Source organism: Streptococcus oralis subsp. dentisani (assembly GCF_002096685.1).
GTDB lineage: Bacteria > Bacillota > Bacilli > Lactobacillales > Streptococcaceae > Streptococcus > Streptococcus oralis_AD.
The window spans coordinates 1-892 of sequence record NZ_NCVA01000006.1; the positions used below are offsets into that span (position 1 = coordinate 1).

At 44.2% G+C, this 892-nt stretch carries 2 protein-coding genes; both read right to left on the reverse strand.

All coding sequences use genetic code 11. The features are described 5' to 3' along the window. A partial coding sequence (locus tag B7705_RS00105; protein ID WP_239822322.1) for a T7SS effector LXG polymorphic toxin occupies nucleotides 1-513 on the reverse strand: 513 nt, incomplete at its 3' end. Next, nucleotides 513-892, reverse strand: a 380-nt coding sequence (locus tag B7705_RS00110; RefSeq protein ID WP_239822323.1) for a DUF4176 domain-containing protein, incomplete at its 5' end; no start/stop codon positions are given. The genes B7705_RS00110 and B7705_RS00105, both read right to left, overlap by 1 nt.

Below are 892 nucleotides of genomic sequence, written 5' to 3' on the forward strand. Positions count from 1 at the left end.
TGTCGTCATCTTATCAAAGGCATTTACCTTATTCTTCGTATCCTGAACATACTTCCGGGCTGTTTGGGTATTGGTATAGAAGGTGCTGCTTAAGGGAGCACTCAGACGATAGAGACTCGAAATACCATCATAGATACTCTTGAAATTGGTATCCATGACCTTGTGTTTCTCATCGGCTTCATTTAGCTTCTTGACCGCATCATCCAAAGTCTCTTCTGCTAAAACTGCTGTTGCAGAGGTTTCGCCAACAAGATTCTGAAAATCCGTGATCGTTTTGGAAAACTCAGAACCTAGAAATTCTAAGCTATTCTTTAAGCCAACAATCACGGGGTTATGAACATTATTGATTTCATTCGTAATCGCTTTCCCAACTTCTCCATGCATGGAATTACTGGTGATGATGGCATTCATCCCATTTTTAGCGGTATCCAACTGACTCTGAGCAGTTGCGACCATCTTCATATAGGCCTCTTGGGCTTTCTGAAGCTCCGCAATATCTACATAAAATCCCATTAGCCTTCCTCCGTGTTTAAATACGGCTCATAATACCGAACAAAATCCTCACTGCGCATAAAGGCAGTCGAGACTTGTTGATGGGAGAGCTGAGTCGCACGTAAAACATCCTCTGTGAACTGACTTTCCCAGTCGTCACTGTAACCTTCAAAACGAAGTCGCTCAATCATCATGTTACTAACGAAAAAAGCGTCCATTCCAGGCATCTCACCCAAAGGCCAGATGCGAGCCAAGTAGTCTACCACATAGTCATCAAATCCTTCTTGAAGAGGCATCTTGCGGCCTGAAATCGTAACGAGTGGTCCTGGCCCCTCCGCTAAGCTTTTCTGGAGTTCCTCTGGTAAGAGCTCCAAATCGAGCTCAGCAACAGAACCTAAAG